We start from the raw sequence: 19639 nt of genomic DNA, 5'->3' as shown, positions 1-19639 counted from the left end.
CATGAAATCAACTTTAGATAGCATCATATTCGACCTGGACGGTACGCTCTGGGACTCTACTGAAACTATAGCCATTGCTTGGCAGAAAGCCTTGGACCAGTTGGGGATGTCAGACAAAAGTATAACGGCAGAGACTGTGCGGGGACTGGCTGGCATGCCTTACGATGCTATTTACGATAAACTTTTCCCGGACCTGAAAGGTGAGAAGCGCGAAAAGCTTAAACAGCTATGTGCCCGTCTTGAACTTGAAACACTGCAGGAGCGGGGAGGAGTGTTGTATCCGGAGGTAAAGGAAACGCTTGAATTTTTAAAGGGCAAGTATAAGCTGGCTATCGTGAGCAACTGCCAGAGTGGCTACATCGAAACGTTTCTGGAGCATCATAGTCTGCACGCATACTTTACCGACCACGAGTGTTATGGTAACAAAGGCATGTCGAAAGGTGAAAATATACGGGAGGTAGTCAGCAGAAACAACCTGCAGCAAGCGGTTTACATTGGCGACACTACCGGCGATTATGAGGCCAGCCAGATAGCGCAGGTGCCTTTTATACTTGCTGCCTACGGCTTTGGTACGGTAGAGGTAGAAGTAGAAAGTATAAAACAGTTCGCTGACCTTAAACATCTTTAACATGCAGCACAACAGCGCATCCTTATCCCTGCACTGGCACATATACTTGCTAACTTCTTTGCTTTCTCTAACCTGATTGTGGAGAACAACTGGGTGAGGTAACAAAAAAGGGCAGGTACTCCGTTTGGAATACCTGCCCTTATTAGCTTTTACATTCTTAACTACAATTGCACCGGTACAAGCCTGTAAATTATACCCGGCTTCTCTACAGCTACATATAGGTATCCGTCAGGGCTCATTTTCACGTCACGCACGCGGCCTATGTTCTTGAGTAGTTTCTCTTCCTTTACAATCTTGTTTCCATTCATCTCCAGCCTGCTCAGGAACTGGAAACGTAGCGAGCCAACCATCAAGTCGTTTTCCCAGCCTTTGTAGCGGTTCCCGGTTACGAAAGCCATACCCGACGGAGCAATAGAAGGTACCCAGTACCACAGCGGCTGTTCCATTCCTTCTTTCTTGGTAAGTTCGGTTAAAACAGTGCCGTTATAGTTAATGCCGTAAGAGATAACCGGCCAGCCGTAGTTCTTTGCTTTTCCAGAAATGTTTACTTCGTCGCCTCCTCTCGGGCCGTGCTCGTGTGTCCAGATGTCGCCTGTTTTGGGGTGTATGGCCATGCCCTGTATATTGCGGTGGCCGTAAGAGTACGTACTTGCCACAGCGCCGGCTTTGTTTACAAACGGGTTATCAGCAGGTATACTTCCATCGTCTTTAATGCGGTGTACTTTTCCCGGGTGGCGCTCCAGGCTTTGCGGGTTCTCGTCGTGGTTGCCCCTGTCACCAACCGACAAGTATAAATAGCCATCGCGGCCAAACTCCAGGCGGGAGCCGTAGTGGTGGCGTGTTCTGGCATAAGGCAGTGCCTCAAATATCACCTTATGGTTTGTAAGTTGGTTGCCGTCCAGTTGCGCACGCATAACGGCAGTGGTAGATAAGGTGTTTGTTCCCTCTTTTTTGATAGCAGAGTAAGACAGGTAAACGGTATTGTTCTTTTTAAAATCCGGATGCAGTTCAACATCGAGCAAGCCTCCCTGCCCCTGGGCCAAAACCTCAGGTGCGCCGCTTATCTTCTGCAGTTGCTTGTCGTTGGTTAGGCGGTAAAGTATACCCAAACGCTCCGTTATCAGCATATCGCCGTTTGGCAAAAAGGCCATGCCCCAAGGCACTTCCAGGCCGCTTACTACTGTATCAAGCTTAAAACTCAGCTTTTCTGATCTCTGAATAGCTGCCAGGGTGTTTTCATCGCTAAAATCGTATTGCTTAACCTGCTTTATACCTTCTTGTATGTAAGCTACCAGTCCTTTTATTTGCTCGTCGGTAAATGCTTTGTCAAAGGCAGGCATTCCCTCATCGGGGTAACCATGTTTTATGGCTTTAAAGAGGTCCTCATCAGAGCTGCCATGCTTCCATTTTCGGTCTGTAAAAGCCTCCAGTTCCTCGCCATGGCAACCGGAACAGTAACTTATATAGGCTGCCTTAGCGCTTTGTAATTGCGGAGAAGCTGTGCTCAGTGCCTGCCCAGTTGTTGTGCTGGCAGAAGCTGTAGTGTCAGTACTGGTTGGAGTGCTTGGCGTAGAGTTAGTGCAGCTTCCGAAGCTGATAAGTGCGACAGCTATATAGGAAAGCAAATGCTGTGATTTGATCATATGTATAAATTAGGGTGAAGTGCTTAGGCTAAAGTATAAGCCTGGTAGCAAATATAAGGTTTAGCCATTAATTTTTTGAGGCGTTTTTCCTGTGTTGCAGAATGGCCTTGCCTGCGCTGCGTATGATGTGCCTGCATAGGTTACTGCGCTTTCCAGTATTCTGTTAACAGGCCATGTTCTCCGGCAACGGGGTCAGTGGTTGGTAAGGGCACTTGCTGTATGTTCTTTTGTTTTGCCTTAATGTCGTCATCTTCTGTGCAGATGTCGTAGTTTTCCTGGCCATTGGGGTAAGCGCCTACCACTTTAAAATCTGGGGAAGCGCTTTGTAAACAATGGCCTGTGCCGGCAGGCAGCACCACCATGTCACCGGCCTTTACTTCAAAAACTGTTCCGTCAGGGCCTCCAAGTATAAGTTCTGCAGAGCCGCCTGCCACGCCCAGCACTTCATGCGATTTGCTGTGGTAATGGTGGTAGTCAAAAACGCCATTTACCCAGGTTCCTGTCCAGTTATTCTTCGCAAAGGATTTTTTGAACTCCGATGTCAGGTTATGGCTATCCGTGTATACTTGCTGGTAGTATAGCACAGGCAGCGTTTGGTTGTTAGGAATATGCCTGCCGGGTTTGAGCAGGTGTTGCGTTACATATAGCATGGTTAAAGTATAGTTTAGGCTCTGGGTTATACTGGTGTATGGCAACGCAGGTTTAAATGTGCCGGCTTACATATTTTTACTATTTTGCGGGAGCCAACGCAGGCATTATTTATACTTTAACATCTATGCAAAATATAAAACTATACCAGATAGACGCTTTTACAGATAAGGTTTTTGGCGGCAACCCGGCTGCTGTTTGTGTGCTCGATAAGTGGCTGGAGGCTGAGAAAATGCAACATATAGCATCAGAAAACAACCTGGCCGAAACAGCTTTTGTAGTGCCTGCAGGCGATGGATATGAGATAAGATGGTTCACGCCAACAGTAGAGGTAGACCTTTGCGGACACGCCACGCTGGCCGCGGCCTATGTGCTGTTTAAGTATTACAACCATCCAACAGATCGTATAGTACTCGATTCCCGGAACAGTGGCCAGCTGGCGGTAACCAGAAATGGCGAAGAACTTACCTTGGACTTTCCGGTTGATACCCTTACTCAGATTGAAGTGCCACAGGTGCTCGTAGAAGCGCTTGGGCAAAAGCCAGAAGCTGCCTATAAAGGTAAAACAGACTTTATGCTTTTGTTCCCGTCGCAACAGGATGTAGCGGCACTTAACCCGGATTTCAGGATGGTGGAGCAAGCTGGGGGCAGGGGTGTAATCGTGACTGCACCGGGTGAAGATGTTGATTTCGTATCACGCTTTTTCTGTCCGCAGGTAGGTATAAACGAAGACCCGGTAACAGGCTCTGCGCACACCACACTTACTCCTTTCTGGAGCCAGCGACTTGATAAAACTATACTTAAGGCCAGGCAACTATCGAAACGACAAGGCAATCTTACCTGCGAGCTTGCCGGCGACAGGGTTAAAATTACCGGTAAGGCAGTGACTTACTTAACTGGAGAGATAGAAGTATAAAATAAAAAAGGCCACCTTATGGGTGGCCTTTTTTATTTTATACTTCTATTTTAAACATCTAATTAAACCTTAACGGGGCTACTTTACTATTGCTTTAAACACCAGATCTGTTAAAAAGTCTTCCAACTGTCCTTTTTTGCTATCGTCTATGTTTGTTAGCGATGGCAGGTGCTTCGAGAAAAAAATCTGGTAGTGGGCACTTTCTGCCACAGTAGAAACCAACGAATCAGGGTATTTGTACGCAGGGTTTATTTCCTGAATAAACATGGAAATGCGTTTGCACAACCTCTTGTAACTAAAAAAGAATCCTTCCTTGTTATCGGCATCTACCTCTTTAGTTAAATAAGCCTTCGCAGATTCTGCCACCACGATCCTTTGCAGAACCACTTCGCTGATATGGGCAAAATCCATATCGTTTTCAACCTTGCCGGATAAGAGCCTGATCGCGATCCTGAGTTTTTCCTCTGCCGAAGCAATGTTGCTGGTAGAAAACACCAACCGGTACTCCAGCCAGTTCCAGTACCACGATATCAGGTAAACAAGCAGCATGTGCTTGCTCTCAAAATACCTGTAAATGGTGGCTTCGGTGGTGCCTATTTTTTCGGCAAGTTTTTTAAAGGTAAAGGATTCCAGACCTAACTCATCAATAAGCAAGATACTGTTCTCAATGATCTGCTGCCCTTTTGTCGTGCTTTCAGGATCTTTGAGGTATACCTTCTCATCAACGGTTATTCTAACGTTTGCCAGCAAGCTCCTCATTTAATGCGCCGCTCTTATTAAAGGTTTGCTCGTAAAAATCAACTTCGCCAGTTTCAACATCATACATACCTCCTATAATGCCAATCTCTCCCTTTTCAATCATTTCTTTAAGAATACTGCTTTTCTCCTGAATCTCATCAAGCATTCTGTGCACGTTGGCCTCAGCTACTTTTTCTACAAACTCAGAATTTGAAGAATTTTTTTCACCTTCTGTTTCAACAGAATTTACAGAAGGCTCGATCTTTTTAACCAGACCTGTAAGGTTACCCAGTTCTACGTGGTCGCAGGCGCCTTTAACTGCACCGCACTTAGTATGGCCCAATACCACAATCAGCTTAGAACCTGCTACTTTACAGGCAAACTCCATACTTCCCAGGATGTCTTCGTTTACGATATTGCCCGCAATTCTGGCGTTGAAAATATCACCCATTCCAAGGTCAAAGATCAACTCGGAAGATGTTCTGGAGTCGATGCAACTAAGTATGATGGCGAATGGGTACTGGCCAGTAGATGTTTCTTTTACCTGCTGTAACAGGTTTCTGTCGGCTTTTTGGTTGTTAACAAAGCGCTTGTTTCCTTCTACTAATATTTCTATTGCTTTAGCTGGCGTAAGTTGAGCCTGAGTTTCTTTCGTTTGGGTTCTCATATGTTTTTTATGATTTATAAGTTTAGGGATTTTTACAAAGAAGACTCTAGCTTCATGTCTTCTTTTTGTATTTCATGTATAGTTAACTTAATATTTTTGGTGTGAGCTGTTTCTTTAAAGTCTTCGATCAGCTCCTTTACATCGTGATCAACTACAGCAGACTTTGTATAGTCTATTTCCAGTTCAGCTCCCTCAGGTACCTTTCGCAGGGTCTGTAAAATGTTGCCCTTATTAAGGAAAGTAACTTCTTCGGCAAGCACCATATGGTACTTTACTGTGCCTTCCATAGTCTTCTCCTTACGCATAAAGTGAGACACCTGGTAGCTATTCTTAAGTATGAAGAAGATCGCAACAGCCATGCCTATACCAATACCCGTTAAAAGATCGGTGAACACGATGGCGATAATGGTGATAATGAAAGGCAGAAATTGCATCATGCCGTTGCGGTACATACTCTTAAACAGGTCTGGCTTAGCTAGTTTGTAGCCTACCATCAACAGGATAGCAGCCAAGCTTGCCAATGGTATCATGTTAAGGATATTTGGTATGGCAATAACAAAAGCAAGTATAAGCACCCCGTGTATAAAGGCAGAAAGCTTTGTTTTACCACCAGATTGTATGTTGGCAGAGCTTCTTACAATAACCTGTGTTAGTGGTAAGCCACCAATCAAACCTGAAACGATGTTACCCACACCCTGTGCCTTTAACTCGCGGTTGGCAGGGCTTATGCGCTTGTAAGGGTCCAGTTTATCAGTAGCCTCAAGGCAAAGAAGCGTTTCTAAACTTGCTACAACGGCCAGTGTGCCAGCCATAAAGATTACCTCATAGCTAAGTATGCGGCTAAAATCTGGCGTTGTGAACTGGTTAAAGAAACCACCAAGGCTGTCAGCTACAGGCAAAGTTACCAAATGATTATCGCGTAAGGCCAGGTGCGGGAAAAAGTTCTGAAACACTACGTTTAAGGCGATTCCAAGCAGTACTACTACCAGAGGGCCTTGTATCAGCTGAAATATTCTGCTCTTTTTAGAAAGTACCTGGTCCCAGAATACAAGTATGAATAACGACAGCACACTGATAATAACAGCTGCCGGAGTAATATAATTGATAGCTTTAAAGATTTCTGAGAAAGTTGTGCCGCCCTGTGGCTCCAGGAAATGCATATTGCCCTGGAAATTCTCGTCGTAGCCGAAAGCATGCGGTATCTGTTTCAGGATAATAATAACACCGATACCAGCCAACATTCCTTTGATAACGGATGTAGGAAAGTAATAGCCAATACTACCAGCCTTCAGAAAGCCAAGTACAAGCTGAATAACGCCAGCTAACACTACTGCAGAAAGGAAAACTTCAAAGCTTCCAAGGTCCTGAATGGCGTGTAACACAATCACAGCCAGGCCTGCCGCAGGACCACTAACGCCTAACTGAGAGCCACTGATCAGGGTAACCACAATACCCCCAACTATACCTGCAATAATTCCTGAAAAAAGCGGGGCGCCAGATGCCATGGCTATGCCTAAACACAGCGGTACGGCCACCAGGAAAACCACTATGCCTGCTGGCAAATCACTCTTGAGTTCTTTAAAGCTGATCATAAATATACATGCTGATAATTTCTAAAGTAATATCTTTTTTAACAATAGTATTACTATTGTGTTCCAAAGTAATGCAGAAATTTTGTTAGCTGCAACTATTTTCAGGTTAATGGATGCTGTACGATGGAAAATGTATAAATGTATAAATGACTTAATCTGGAGACAGATTTACTAACAAGTATAAAGTATAAAAGCCACCTAATCAGGTAGCTTTTATACTTTGTACTTGTTTCAGTAATTTATAGCGGCAGCTTTATATCCTGCATCAGCCTGCCTACAGGGTACATGTTGTGGGTAAACTCATAGTGTGGCGAGTTGCGGTACACAAAGTCTAGTTGAGCGCGGGCACTTCTGGCAAATTCAGGGTCTTGTTTCCTGCGTTCTTCCAGGCGCTTTTTTAGTTTAGGGTCCTTTTTTATGTAATCCGCTGCCAGGTCCTCAAACACGTAACTTGAAAAGTATTCTTTCTGCATCAGTATAGAATCGAAGAAATTCCAGGCAAAGTATGAATCGATGGCCTGCGGCTCCAGGGTTTCCACTAAAAAGCGATTGGCTGGCTGGTTTAAGTATACTATATAATCGCCTTTCAGGAACTGGCGTTGCATGGTACGGGCTTCCACTTTTATATCCGAATGCAGGTAGTGACCTTCATAGGCACGTTGGCCTGTTTTGTAATCTGTGATGTAGTAGGTTTCTACCTGCAGTGTTGTGTCCCGCTTAAGCTGCTTCATTTCTACCTTATCTGTCTTCAGGCGGTCAATTACCTCACGCCAGGCAAAAGGTATGATGTAGGCTACAGGTTTCTGTACAGTAGTGGTAGGCTTAAACTCGTTGTAGTAGTTTAATTTAGTGCTGTAGGGAGCCTTGCGGTCATAGTATAAACGCTCCAGGCCGCTTACCTCGCTAGGTTTATACTTTGCCGCATACCCCAGAAAAGGGATCTGCTCTACCTTAGTCGTGTCCAGTTTCCAGTTCAAGGCAAAACTTTGCTGCGTTAGTGTTTCCTGCTTTGCTTTGGCTCTCAGTTTTCCTATCTCATCGGCATCGCGGTGCACTGTTTTGATCATGTTTTCCATGAGTTTATAAGTTGCCTGCACCCGTTGGTTAAACGGTTTTAGCATGTGCGTTTCAGGTACAAAGCCTATGGTGTTGTATAGCGCAGTATAACCGGTAGCATACCTCGGCGACTCCATAAAACCAGTAATCCCTTTTTCCGGTGTCTCGCCAATTGTGTTCATGTAAGGCACCATCGGGAACTTGTCTTTCTGCATGCCATCGTAAAGTGCTGGCAGCATTTTTTGCTTCAGGTAACCGGCCAGGGTTGGGTTTAACTTGTTGTGCTGCGTGGCGATCAGTGTCATTACGTGCTGGTAATCTGCCCCGTTTGATGTATGGTTGTCCATAAAAACGTCAGGATCCCAGTCGCGGAAGATCAAATGGAACAGCTCCGCATTGCGGGAGTCAGTTTTGATGTAGTCGCGGTTCAGGTCCAGGTTGCGGGCATTGCCCCTAAAGCCATACTCTTCTGGCCCGTTCTGATTGGTGCGGGTGTGGCTGTTGCGGTTAAGGGCACCGCCAATGTTATAAACTGGTATAATGGCCAGCACTACATTGTCAAGCTGTTTGCGCTTGTTCTTATCCTGCAGGTAATCACGGGCAAGCATCATGGTAGCATCAATTCCTTCCGGCTCACCGGGGTGAATACCATTTTGTATCAGCAGCACACGTTTGTTTTTCTGCTTTACTGAAGCAGGGTCAAAGTCTTTGTCAGTAGAAACAATAACCAAATGCAGCAGTCTGCCGGAATCGGTGTAACCGTAAGGCACCATCTTTACCTCATCGTATACTTTGTCGAGGCTGCGGTACCAGTCAATGGCTTCGTCGTAGGTGGCGGTTTGGTTGCCGTTGCCTTTTTCGTAGGGTGTTTTAAGGTCGGGGTTGCCTTGTGCAGGAGCACCTGCGCTAAGCAGAGCCGCCAAGAGTAGAGTAGCTAACATGTTTTGTTATTGATGTTGGTAATGAGATTGTAATGTTAGTTATTTCTGCTTAGAAATGGTAGTGGGAGAGGGGTTAGTTGCTGATTGCTGATTGTTAATTGTTCTGAAAAAGTTGTTCCAACCACCCCTGCCCCCTTGTCATCCTGTAAGGATCTTGGTAGAAGGGAGGTTAAGCTAAAGCAACAGAGTTTATACTTTTGCTAAAGTAGTAGCAAAATTCCCCGCCTTAGATTAGTGAGAACGAGAGTTCGATACTAACGAGCGTAGCTCTGAGGGGCAGGGTGGTTGGACCTATTGAGCAACAAAAAAAACCCAGCTTATACCAGGGCTTTCCATCATATCATAAAGTTAGTTTAGCTATAAATCCTTCTGTTCTTCTTTTCCGGGAAAAAGGCTTTATCAAGACTATACTTACCGGGTCCTATAAAAATGAGGGAGAAAAAAAGTATGGCAGCTTCCAATGCGTGGGAGTAGCTTCCAAATCCGTCGCCGGCGGTTATATGCCTTGTTGTAGCAACCAGCATAGTAATTAGAAGCAGAATGCAGACAGGCCTGAAAAACAAACCCAACATAAGCAGTAAACCACCTGCAGTTTCGGCAAAAGCAGCCATAAATCCCCAGAAAACCGGAAGAAAGTCTGCGCCGAACAAAGCCATGTTTTTGCCAAGCATTTCCCAGCGCTCAGGGCCTCCGGTCATTTTAGGCCAGCCGTGTAGTATGAACATAAAACCAATACCAACGCGTAGCAGCAACTGGCCCAGGTTTTTATAAGTATAGCGTGATCGTAGAATTGCCATAACAGCAATAATACAAATTCATGCTAAATATCACAACTATCTAATATATTAATATGCGCTTTACAAGCGTGTTGGCGGGTACTGTTTCAGGAGTATAACTTGCTATGCGGTTTTTCGGCAACTGCGAAGTGTCCAAAACAAACGATAGGCCTGCTACTTTTGATACAGCCACAAATCCGCCGTCGGCTAATGTTACGGTGCTTATAGAGTGCTGCTGCTGCACTTCACTGTACTTTGATCCTACGCTAATGCCTTTGGGTGTTCTAAAGTCTTGGTGCTGTGCATTTATGCGCCATACTTTGCAATCAGGGTTACAGGTCTGTTCTATCAACAGGCCTTTTGTTGCGTTTTGAGGCTTTAAAAGATAAGCTGTTGATTGGCTGCCCTCCAGTGTTAGTGTAGTGTCGGCTATGGTGTAGCCGGCAGGCACCTGATTGCGCAAACTGTCTATGGATGTTCCTATTGTTATATCTCCCACATGCCCCTTTTCTATTACAAAGGTGGCAGGATCCGGAGAAGGGGTGGTTTCGGACACTTCTGCTTCTGTTGTAGCTGGCTGGTCAGATTCAATACCTGTTTCATCCTCCCGCTGCGACAGGCAGGCAGCCATACCCACTCCTAAAAGTATTGCGTAAATTATGTTTCTGATCATTCTTATTAGCTATATTTTCTTATTTAACTTTGATGTGCTGCGGCAGGTTGTCGTATATTAGCATCTGATAAACATTCGTTTGTTTAATTATACATCAACTAAAAATAATAGAATGGCCAGACCTTTAATCTTAGTTTCGAACGATGATGGCATTACAGCGCCAGGCATAAGAACGCTTGTTGAAGTTGCAAAAGAAATAGGAGAGGTGGTGGTGGTGGCGCCAGACGGACCACAGTCAGGTATGGGCCATGCCATTACAATTGGTAACACACTTCGCTTAGACAGGTCCATAGCTTTTGATGATATGGGCATTGAGGCTTATGAATGCTCAGGCACGCCGGCCGACTGTGTTAAACTTGCCAAGCACCATGTGCTGAAAGACCGTAAACCCGACCTGGTTGTAAGTGGCATTAACCATGGCTCTAACTCCAGCATCAGTGTTTTATACTCAGGCACTATGTCGGCAGCCATAGAAGCGGCCATAGAAGGCTTGCCATCTATTGGTTTCTCGCTGTGCGATTACGGCCATGAGGCAGATTTTTCACATACCAGGCCATTTGTGAAGCAACTAATCGAGCAGGCCTTAAAGCACCGTATACCAGAGAACACAGCCCTTAACGTAAACTTCCCGAAGAGGAGCAATGAAGCTATAAAAGGTATAAAAGTATGCCGCCAGGCGCATGCCAAGTGGCAGGAAGAATTCGACGAACGCCTTGATCCACGCAACCGCCGTTACTTCTGGATGACCGGTAGTTTTGTGAACTTTGATAAAGGCGAGGATACCGATGAGTGGGCACTTGTAAATAATTACATCTCCGTGGTACCTTGCCAGTTCGATATGACTGCACACCATAACATTGCCATACTTAACGAGGGGTGGGAGTTGTAGGGAAGCTGGATATGTAACTGCTTACACTGCATTTAACACCTGCTGTCATTTCGAACAACGTGAGAAATCTATCCGGAATTCTGTAAAGATCTCTCACGCTGTTAGAGATGACAGTTTTTATAGACAAAAGATCTGTGCAACCGTACTTTATCCAGTATGATTGGCCACAATTACTTTGTTTACATTACAACTAATCCGCGTAAGACCACCCTTTATGTAGGTGTTACAAATGATTTGCCACGCCGGCTCCATGAACACTTCATGAACTGCGGCAACTCAGCCACTTTTGCTGGAAAATATTACTGCTATAACCTGGTTTATTACGAAAGGCACACTCGAATTGGGCATGCAATTGAACGGGAAAAGGAAATTAAAAAGTGGAGCAGAAGCAAGAAAGAAGAACTTATAGAAAGTATAAATCCTTTTTGGGAATTTCTAAATCAGCAGGTACAGGAAGAATAACCAAGCTGTCATCTCGAACAGCGTGAGAGATCTCTACAGAATTCCGGATAGATTTCTCGCGGTGCTCGAAATGACAGATTAGAGTGGGGTTATACTCCAGCTTACTTATACCTGGTCACAATTACATCCGGATTTTTATCAGATGCGGCTGGCTTTTTACTGCCATCATCAGTCACAAATCTGATCATAAAGTTGTAGGTAACCGGTACCGCCTGACCATCCACTTTCCCAGGGTTCCATTTGCCATCCATCAGTTTAATTACCTTTTGTATCTCCTCGTGTAAAAGGTAGTGGTCTTCTTTACTGATATTTGCATCCGGGGACATAAATGGACCAATCACAGAACCATCCGGCTTCACAACAAAACCTGTTTTATAGTCGCCCTCAAAGGTCAGGCCTTTAGGTGAACGCAGGTTTTTCGCCAGGAACTTATTCAAAGGTCCATCCTGCAATGTAGGTTTCACATCGGCCTCATCATAAGTATAAGAGTTCTTGGTATACTTGGTCATGGATGGGGCTAAAAGCGTTTGTCCAACTCCCTTACTATTTGCGCTGCTGTAGAACTGTACAGGTAATATTATCTCCGAAGCTGCAGGCTGGCCTTTCTTTAAAGCAGGTTCCCAGTTACCCGAAGTGGCTTTTACCGCCGCGGCAGCCGCTTCTGAAAGTTTTGCAAGTACAGCTTTATTCTGCAGGCTGAAGGTAGAAGCATCCATATAATCAAGTTTAGAATCTGGGCCAACCGTTTTCTTTAGCTTGGTGCCATCTAACCTGATGTTGGATACGTTACCCTGCTGGTCCACATAAAAACGTACCATTACGCGGGCATCCAGGTTTTCCTGTTTTGCCTCGGCTGGCAGTTTAAGATAAGTACCCATGGCTTTCAGCATAGCCTCCTGGCCGCCTTTATACTGTGGCATCCTGTTGGCCACTGCGGCTGTGGCGGTTCTTTCTTCCTCTGTTAGAGTAAAACGGATTGGCATGGTATAATTTACCCGAACAAGCTGTCCGTTTTGCCTTCCTGCTGTCCATTGCCCGTTCATCGATTTAATTACTCGGATGGCTTCTTCGTCGGTGCCGTGGCCCAATTTCTTCACGGTTTGTACATCTGTAATAGCCCCGTCTTTCTCAACAATAAACTGCACCACTACTAGTCCTTCTACACCACTGCTCCTGGCTTCGCTGGGATACTTGATGTTGCTGGCCAGGTATTGCAGCATTTCTTTTTCGCCACCCTTAAAAGTGGGCATCTGCTCTACATAGGCAAATGGTTTCTCTTTAGTTTGGGCATGTACATGGGGTGCAGTTGCTAGTGCTATACTTAGCAAAGCTGTGGCTGTTAATCTGGTAAAGGTTTTCTGTTTCATGGTTCGTTTGTTTATAGTTTGGAAAAGGCAATAAAGTTCTGGCCCGGCTAAATGTTAGCCGAAAAAGGTGTTTATGAGCTAAAAAGTATACTTTATTTTATCTGAAAACGCACTGGCAAAGTATAACGGACCTGCACTGGAACACCATTTTGCTTTCCTGGCTCCCAACTGCCGTTCATACTTTCCACCACACGCCTGGCTTCAGCATCTGTGCTTTCGTCAAGTGATTTTATAACCTGAATATCCTTCAGCGATCCGTCTTTTTCTACTATGAAACCAAGCACTACCAAGCCCGAAGTTCCTGCCTCCTGCGACTCTTTTGGGTATCGGATATTCTTGGCCAGATACTTCAACATCTCTATTTCCCCGCCTTTAAAACTTGGCATCTGTTCTACATAAACAAAAGGTTTTTCTGGTTTAGCGGCACCGGAAGTAGCTTTGGTATCAGGCTTATTTGCTGTTTCAGATGATGGAAAGGCTTCTCTTACCTTCTCCTCCTTTAGCGGCTCTGGCTTTATACTTGTTTTGGCAACAGCATTTATTTCAGGCTGCTCAGTTGTTGGTTTTGTTTCTTGGGTAAAGTTATCTTCTGTTAATGGTTTGCTGCCTGCCAGCATACTTACTTCCTGGGTTAACTCAGCCAGGATACCGGTTTGGGCATCTACCTGTTGTACCGAAAAAATGAATAGCAAACCAAGTATAAAAGGTAAAACCAACAACTGGCGTGTCCAGGCGGGTTTTTGGCCGCTTAGCTGCAGCATTTGCAGGCGTTTTAGTACCTGCGGTTTCTGAAAGTAGCTGCCAATGGGCAGACCCATGTTAAGTAAGGCCTCTTTAGATAGTAAGGAAGTATAGTTCTGAGCCTTGTAAGTGCTTATTACGCGTGCATCGGCCTGGTACTCGTGCACATCGCGTAGTTCCTGCTTTAAGAGCCATACCACTGGGTTCGCCCAAAGTATAGCCGATAGGATTTCATAGTAAAGTACATCCCAGGTATGGCGAAGTTTTACGTGTGCCAGTTCATGCTCCAGCACCTGGTCCTGGTCTGATTTGCTTAAATGTGACTGTTTGCTCAAGAAGATATTGCTTCCAAAGGCAAACGTTGGGATATGGGCAGGCAGTTGGTAAAGGTGTATTCCATCAGAAAGTGATGTGGCAGATTCCGCTTCCGCTTTTACCGATTGTACCTGCCACAGCTGTTTAACTAGTTTGGCAAGTACTAATAATATACCTACGCTGTAAGCAACTGCCGCCATTGTGGCCAGTGAAATGTCGCTGGTTTCGCTCACAGCCTTTTTGCCTGTGCCATAGGCAGTAACGGTAACCTCGGTAAGCTGAATAGCCTGCAAGGCTACGCTAATGGCATTTTCGGGTGCAAAAGCAACAGGCCATTTTAGCAAAGGTAGGACTAGGGCTACTAATGGGGCCAGCAACAAGTATAGCCGGTTAAACGAAAAGCTGTTCTGGTTTCGCAGCAGGCTGTAATAAAAGAGGTACAGCGCGAGCAGTAACAACACTGTTTTAAGTATGTAGCTAATTGTGAGTTCCATCTTTTTCCCCCTTGTCTTCAGCGTTAATGTCTTTGCGTACGTGCTGCATCAGTTGGTCAAGTTCCTGCACATTCAGGTTGTTGTCTTTGGCGAAAAAAGAAACAAGCCGTTCAAAAGATCCACCAAAATAACCCGACATGAAGTTCTTCAGGAAATCGCTTTTATACTTGTCCTGCGGTACAAGCGGATAGTACTGGTGAGACTTACCGAAGGCCTCATGTCCGACAAACCCTTTTGTTTCCAGAATCCGGACTATGGTGGAAACAGTATTATAAGCTGGTTTGGGCTCAGGGAGCTGCTCTAATATATCCCGCACAAATCCGCGCTCTAGCTGCCAGAGTACCTGCATTATCTCTTCTTCAGCTCTTGTTAACTCTTTCATAATCTATTTTTAGCAATTAACTATACTAATATATAACTAAATACTTAGTAATAAAACTAAAAGTTTAGTTAATTTTTATTAAATAAAAAAAAAGCGCCTCCTGATTTCAGGAGGCGCTTTTTTTATGATATAATTGGTATTAATAGCCAGGGTTCTGAGGTTCCAAAGCTGGGTTTACCTCTAATTGCTGTAAAGGTATTGGCCATAAGTTACGGAAAGCCTCGTCATCGCAGAAGCCAAGAACTTCACAAGTCAGGTTATAACGTTTCAGGTCCATAAAGCGCAGGCCTTCTCCGATAAACTCCAGGCGGCGTTGCTGTAAAATCTCCGTTAGCGCCTGGTTATTAGTTAAGGTAAGCACTGGCTGTAAACCTGCTCTTGTTCTGATTCTGTTGATGTCAGCTATTACCTGAGGGTCAGCTGGCAAAGCTCCTATACTTTGTCTTGCTCTTGCTTCAGCACGTATCAGGTACATTTCAGCCAGGCGTATGATGATCACGTTATCGGCATTGTTAGCGATGTCTTCATACTTTAATAACCTTCTGCGCGAGTTCTGAATACGTGTAGTTGCAGCAAAACGCTTATCTCCGTTATTTGCAGAGGCTGCCAGCGTATTATAAGCTTCTGTTCTCAAGTAAAACTTCTGTCCGGCAGATGTCGGGTCGGATGCAGAGCCAAGGCCATTAGCATCGTTCAGCGTGAAATCCAGCTCAAAAATAGACTCCGTGTTCGAGATGCCTTCATTGGTATAAAGGTCTGCAAAGTTAGACTGTAGCGCGAAAAGGCCACTCTCTATAACTTGGTTTGCTTTAGCTTCGGCGGCTGCATTGTTACCGCGCTGTAACTGAACACGAGCCAAGAGGGCTGCTGCAGCTAAACCAGAGGCACGTCTAGGGTCTCTTCTTGCAGCTGTACCTAATAGCGTCTCGGCCTGTTGCAGGTCAGCTACTACAGCGTCGTAAACCTGGGCTACAGGAGTCTTACCTAAGAACTGAATTTCCTCGATAGTAGTAGTAGGAGTTGAAACATAAGGTACTGCTCCAAAAACTTTTACCAGGTCGAAATGAACCAAGCCTCTTATAAATAACATCTCACCTTTAATCTGGCTACGCTGTGCGTCAGTAATATTAGTAAGACGGTCCGCGTCGCGTAGCACAATGTTAGCACGGTTAATGGTGCTGTACATAGTAGCCCATGTGCTGGAAAGCTGCAGGTTAGATGCATTTATACGGCGTGAAGAAACTTCACGGTCTGTTGTGAAGGTACCTGTATGAGCCAGGTTATCAGTATATACATCCTGGTACATAAGGTAACGCAGACCATAATAGTTAGTAGACTGCATGATACTGTATACACCTAGTGCAGAGCGGTTAAGGGTTGTGAAGTCCACTACAGCGCCTTCTGCTTCTATGGCAGTGGTTGGCTCTACATCAAGCACATCGTCGCAGGCCGTAAAAGTGCCAAAGCTTAGTGCTGTTAATAATATAATCGAATATTTTTTCATGATTGCTTTTCCTTTTGCTCGTTAGAAACCTACGTTAACACCAAAAGTTATTGTGCGCGTTTGCGGGAAAGTATAGAAGTCGACACCTAACGTAGTGTTCGAGGTTCCTGCAAAGTTCACTTCCGGGTCGAAGCCTGGGTAATCTGTGAATGTAAACAGGTTCTGGGCTTGTGCATAAATACGCACACTTCTCATTTTCGCGCGTTCTGTTATACTTGTTGGTAATGTGTAACCAAGTATAACGTTTTTGAATCGCAGGTAAGAGCCGTCGTAAATAAATCGGGATGAGTTGCTGCGGTTGTTGTTGTTAAGGTCAAGTACAGTAGCTCTCGGAACGTCAGTAACATCACCTTCTTTCTGCCAACGGTTTTTCACTAATGCCAGCATGTTATCATCCAGGAAGTCGTTGCCCAGGTGCTGCTGATACTGGTGGGCTGGGTTGGCAATGTCGTTACCCTGAGAGAACTGCAGGAATATGTTCAGGTCGAACCCTTTGAAACGGAAATTGTTAGTTAAGCCACCTACATACTTAGGCTGTGCACTACCAATAATAGTCAGGTCATCGTCAGTGATCACACCGTCGCCGTTCACATCCACAAATCGCACGTCGCCGGCCTGTGTTCCCTGTGCCTGTATAGAAGCCGGTATCTCAGCGGTTGTGCTGTAAACACCGTCAGTCAGGAAGCCATAGAACGTACCGATAGGCTCGCCTTCACGCAATACAAGTGAGTTGCCGCCAAAGCCGTAGAAAATGTCCTGGCCTTCGTACAGTTCAAGTACCTTGTTTCTGTTAAAAGCAATATTAAAGTCTGTCGTCCAGCTAAAGCCGTTGTCTCTGTTATCGATGTTCACAGTATTGATGGCTAACTCAAAACCTTTGTTCTCGATAGAGCCTATGTTAGACTGGTAGCTGCCAAAACCATTCTGAGTCGGGATTGGGCGGTTGAAAAGCAGGTCTTCAGTCTTCTTGATATAATAGTCTGCAGCAATGTTCAGGCGGTTGTTAAAGAAACCAATGTCTGCACCTACGTTAAACTGCTGCGTTTCTTCCCATTTCAGGTCCGGGTTAGGAATTTGTATTAGTCCGATACCAGGCTGATCAAGGTAGTTAGATCCTGCATACAGAGCTCGGTAAGCGAAATCGCCAAACGACTGGTTACCGGTGATGCCATAAGAGGCACGCAGTTTCAGTTCGCTCATGAAGTCAAGGCCAGACATAAATTCTTCTTCTATCACTCTCCAGCCTGCAGATACAGACGGGAAGTAACCAAAGCGGTTCTTCTCACCGAAACGTGTAGAACCGTCGGCACGGAAGTTAACACCCAGCAGGTATCTATCGTTGTAGTTATAGTTAACACGGCCAAAGTATGACAATAGTGCGCTCTCGATAACTTCGTTAGAGCCTGAATTTACACGGGCTGCACTGGCTACGTAGCGGAAACGCTCACCCGGGAAACCAACACCTGTTACAAAAGCAGATTTTCTTCTGTCCTGCTCTGTACTGGCACCAATTACACCTGAAATGCTGTGTACATCATTAAAGGTTTTGTTGTAGCTGGCTGTAGATTCAAGCAGAACTTTGGTAACAGTAGCTGTTGCATTGGTAGCAGAACCACCTACAGATGTGGCAAAAGAGCCAGGGTAGTTTGTTGGTGTATAACGGCGCTCATCAACATTTAGGGCGTCTATACCACCTTTTACTTGGAAGTCAAGGCCAGGGAGGATAGTGTAACGGGCAAAAGCGTTACCGATAGCACGCAGGTTCTGCGTAATATCATCGTTTTCTGTACCTTCGGCTACCGGGTTAGTATAAAAGTAATTAGGGCGAGTGTATTGTTTTGTCGCCTCATCATAGTAGATCGGCCATATCGGAGATGCAGCCAATGAGTTAGCAAACGGACCATAAAGCGTATTATCACTTACGATACGGTTGTTGTCAGAGCGGCTAAGCTGCACGCTTGTACCAATTGTCAGTCTATCATTTGCCTGGTGGTCCAGGTTAAGGCGAGTGGAGTAGCGCTCGTACTGGCTACCGATAACAATGCCCTTCTGATCGAAATAGCTGCCTGAAAGGTAATACCTTGTTTTTGCATCACCGCCGCTCAGGGAAATTTCAAAGTTGTTAATTCCTGCATCTCTGGTTACAGCGTCGATCCAGTCAGTATCAGTCGGCTCAAAATCAATACCACCATAATACCAATCAATAAAGTCATCAAAATCTCCATTAGCAGGGAAATCAAGCGGACCAGCGTCAGCTCTATAAGCTTCTGCCATAATCTCACGGTATTCAGCCGCATTCAGGAAGTCAGGCTTTTTCCACATGCTCTGCGTGCCAGTGTATGCGTTAAAGTTGATCTGAGTTTTGCGGGCAGAGCCACGCTTTGTAGTGATTAGTACCACACCATTGGCTGCACGCGAACCGTAGATGGCCGCAGCAGAGGCATCCTTCAATACGTCAATTGACTCAATGTCATTTGGATTAAGGTCGGAGATAGCGTTAACAGACTGACCACCGTAGCCAAGCTGTGAATAATCGCCTGATGTAAGCGGTACACCGTCAACTACATAAAGCGGCTGGTTGCTGGCCGAGATAGACGAAGAACCACGCACGCGCACGCTTATACCAGCACCTGGCGTACCAGAGTTCTGAGATATCTGTACACCGGCTGCACGACCCTGTAGCGCTTGGTCAACACCAACTACTGGTAGGTCTTGTATAGTTTCAGAAGTTACCTTAGCGGTAGCCCCTGTTACCTCACGACGCTCCTGCGTACCATAACCTACAACAACTACTTCTTTCAGTAGTTTCTGATCAGCTTCCAGCGCGATGTTTATGGTAGACCTGCCACTAACAGGAACTTCCTGTGTGGTCATGCCTATAAAACGGAAAACCAGCGTTGCATTTGGCTGTACATTTAAGCGGAAATCGCCATCTACTCCTGTAGTGACGCCATTGGTAGTGCCTTTCTCGAGAACAGTAACACCAGGGAGTGCCTGGCCGTTTGCTGCCGAGGTTACCCTACCTGTAACTGTTTGAGCTTGTGCCCATGCGCCGGATACCAGCACGAAGAACATCAGAAAGCTCAATAGTAAACCTTTCTTCATAATCATTTGTGAATTTTAGGTGGATAATAAACTCAATATTAAGTGTGTAATGAAAAGTTAGCTGTTTCCGGATTCTAACTGATAATAACCGGAAATTTCAAA

General features: G+C 45.3%; 17 protein-coding genes. 4 read left to right on the top strand and 13 right to left on the bottom strand.

What is annotated here, in order from left to right:
- Position 1 precedes the first annotated feature (1 nt).
- Positions 2 to 628: an HAD family hydrolase gene (locus K0O23_RS11255; RefSeq protein WP_219877524.1), complete on the top strand. Its 627-nt coding sequence runs from the start codon at positions 2 to 4 to the stop codon at positions 626 to 628.
- Positions 629 to 789: 161 nt separating this feature from the next.
- Here the strand turns inward: K0O23_RS11255 and K0O23_RS11250 are convergent, their stop codons facing one another.
- Together K0O23_RS11250 and K0O23_RS11245 are read right to left on the bottom strand one after the other, a co-directional pair.
- Complete coding sequence (locus tag K0O23_RS11250) at positions 790 to 2271, bottom strand: PQQ-dependent sugar dehydrogenase (RefSeq protein ID WP_219877523.1); 1482 nt, start codon at positions 2269 to 2271, stop codon at positions 790 to 792.
- Between the two features lie 140 nt (positions 2272 to 2411).
- Entirely contained in the window at positions 2412 to 2921 is a 510-nt protein-coding gene (locus K0O23_RS11245) for a cupin domain-containing protein (protein ID WP_219877522.1), read from the bottom strand.
- Positions 2922 to 3046: 125 nt separating this feature from the next.
- Here K0O23_RS11245 and K0O23_RS11240 point away from each other — a divergent pair, with 125 nt between their 5' ends.
- Entirely contained in the window at positions 3047 to 3835 is a 789-nt protein-coding gene (locus K0O23_RS11240) for a PhzF family phenazine biosynthesis protein (RefSeq protein ID WP_219877521.1), read from the top strand.
- A 78-nt stretch (positions 3836 to 3913) separates the two neighbouring features.
- Here the strand turns inward: K0O23_RS11240 and K0O23_RS11235 are convergent, their stop codons facing one another.
- From K0O23_RS11235 to K0O23_RS11210, 6 genes are all read right to left on the bottom strand, one after another.
- Entirely contained in the window at positions 3914 to 4594 is a 681-nt protein-coding gene (locus K0O23_RS11235) for a TetR/AcrR family transcriptional regulator (protein WP_219877520.1), read from the bottom strand.
- The gene (locus K0O23_RS11230; RefSeq protein WP_219877519.1) at positions 4569 to 5240 is read right to left on the bottom strand and encodes a carbonic anhydrase family protein; all 672 of its coding nucleotides are present in this window, start codon (positions 5238 to 5240) and stop codon (positions 4569 to 4571) included. The genes K0O23_RS11235 and K0O23_RS11230 overlap by 26 nt, the downstream gene beginning before the upstream one ends.
- Before the next feature lie 32 nt (positions 5241 to 5272).
- A complete protein-coding gene (locus K0O23_RS11225; RefSeq protein WP_219877518.1) occupies positions 5273 to 6832 on the bottom strand; it encodes a SulP family inorganic anion transporter in 1560 nt (519 codons plus the stop codon).
- 239 nt (positions 6833 to 7071) lie between these two features.
- Complete coding sequence (locus tag K0O23_RS11220; RefSeq protein ID WP_219877517.1) at positions 7072 to 8829, bottom strand: M14 family metallopeptidase; 1758 nt, start codon at positions 8827 to 8829, stop codon at positions 7072 to 7074.
- 353 nt (positions 8830 to 9182) lie between these two features.
- On the bottom strand, positions 9183 to 9626 hold the full coding sequence (locus tag K0O23_RS11215) for a DoxX family protein (RefSeq protein ID WP_219877516.1): 444 nt from the start codon (positions 9624 to 9626) through the stop codon (positions 9183 to 9185).
- Positions 9627 to 9666: 40 nt separating this feature from the next.
- The gene (locus K0O23_RS11210) at positions 9667 to 10278 is read right to left on the bottom strand and encodes a mechanosensitive ion channel protein MscS (RefSeq protein ID WP_219877515.1); all 612 of its coding nucleotides are present in this window, start codon (positions 10276 to 10278) and stop codon (positions 9667 to 9669) included.
- Positions 10279 to 10390: 112 nt separating this feature from the next.
- Between K0O23_RS11210 and surE the strand changes: the two genes are divergently transcribed.
- Together surE and K0O23_RS11200 are read left to right on the top strand one after the other, a co-directional pair.
- Positions 10391 to 11167 (top strand): 5'/3'-nucleotidase SurE, encoded by a 777-nt coding sequence (surE, locus tag K0O23_RS11205; protein ID WP_219877514.1) that lies wholly within the window; start codon positions 10391 to 10393, stop codon positions 11165 to 11167.
- A 156-nt stretch (positions 11168 to 11323) separates the two neighbouring features.
- The gene (locus tag K0O23_RS11200) at positions 11324 to 11629 is read left to right on the top strand and encodes a GIY-YIG nuclease family protein (RefSeq protein ID WP_219877513.1); all 306 of its coding nucleotides are present in this window, start codon (positions 11324 to 11326) and stop codon (positions 11627 to 11629) included.
- A 101-nt stretch (positions 11630 to 11730) separates the two neighbouring features.
- Here K0O23_RS11200 and K0O23_RS11195 read toward each other — a convergent pair whose 3' ends face one another.
- The 5 genes from K0O23_RS11195 to K0O23_RS11175 all read right to left on the bottom strand — a co-directional run bounded on the left by K0O23_RS11195 (position 11731) and on the right by K0O23_RS11175 (position 19537).
- Complete coding sequence (locus tag K0O23_RS11195) at positions 11731 to 12996, bottom strand: TonB family protein (RefSeq protein ID WP_219877512.1); 1266 nt, start codon at positions 12994 to 12996, stop codon at positions 11731 to 11733.
- A 92-nt stretch (positions 12997 to 13088) separates the two neighbouring features.
- Positions 13089 to 14546: a M56 family metallopeptidase gene (locus tag K0O23_RS11190; RefSeq protein WP_219877511.1), complete on the bottom strand. Its 1458-nt coding sequence runs from the start codon at positions 14544 to 14546 to the stop codon at positions 13089 to 13091.
- Positions 14530 to 14928, bottom strand: coding sequence for a BlaI/MecI/CopY family transcriptional regulator (locus tag K0O23_RS11185; protein WP_219877510.1), 399 nt, complete (start codon positions 14926 to 14928; stop codon positions 14530 to 14532). Before K0O23_RS11185 ends, K0O23_RS11190 begins: the two co-directional genes overlap by 17 nt.
- Positions 14929 to 15067: 139 nt before the next feature.
- Positions 15068 to 16432 carry a RagB/SusD family nutrient uptake outer membrane protein gene (locus K0O23_RS11180; RefSeq protein WP_219877509.1) on the bottom strand — a complete coding sequence of 455 codons (1365 nt, stop codon included), beginning with the start codon at positions 16430 to 16432 and terminating at the stop codon, positions 15068 to 15070.
- 21 nt (positions 16433 to 16453) lie between these two features.
- Positions 16454 to 19537: a SusC/RagA family TonB-linked outer membrane protein gene (locus K0O23_RS11175; RefSeq protein ID WP_219877508.1), complete on the bottom strand. Its 3084-nt coding sequence runs from the start codon at positions 19535 to 19537 to the stop codon at positions 16454 to 16456.
- Positions 19538 to 19639 lie beyond the last annotated feature (102 nt).

This window comes from Pontibacter aydingkolensis, assembly GCF_019443125.1.
GTDB lineage: Bacteria > Bacteroidota > Bacteroidia > Cytophagales > Hymenobacteraceae > Pontibacter > Pontibacter aydingkolensis.
Note: the sequence above shows the minus strand (reverse complement) of the source record. Positions and strands in the feature narration are given on the sequence as shown.